A 395-nucleotide genomic window follows, 5' to 3' on the forward strand; every position below is an offset into this window, starting at 1 on the left:
GCACGCCGCTCTTGCGGCGGAGGTCGTCAGCACCTGCGAGCAGATCGAGCTGCCCGCGGTGGCGCCGATCGTGACGCAGCACCGGCGGCTGGCGGTGCGTTGCCCGCGCTGCGGGACGCGGGTCGTCGCACCCGTGCCTTCGGCCGCGCGGAGCACGCCCTTCGGGCCGCGGCTGCACGCGGTGGCGACGTACCTCAAGACCTTCCAGGCCTTATCCTACGAGCGGCTGCAGGCGGCGCTCTCCGACCTGTTCGGCCTCACGCTCAGTCAGGGCGGGCTGATGAACCTGCTCCGGCGCGCGCAGGACCGCTTCCGTGCCGGTCGCGACGCGGCCATCGCGACCCTGCGCAAGGCTGAGGTCGTCGCCTGCGACGAGACTGGCGTGCGCATCGAGG

At 73.2% G+C, this 395-nt stretch carries 1 protein-coding gene; it reads left to right on the forward strand.

The window, feature by feature from the left end; all coding sequences use genetic code 11:
- A partial coding sequence (locus tag KZZ04_RS18485; protein ID WP_219423689.1) for a transposase occupies nt 1-395 on the forward strand: 395 nt, incomplete at both ends.

It is taken from the genome of Pseudoalteromonas sp. CR1, assembly GCF_019392235.1.
In the GTDB taxonomy this organism is placed as follows: domain Bacteria; phylum Pseudomonadota; class Gammaproteobacteria; order Enterobacterales; family Alteromonadaceae; genus Pseudoalteromonas.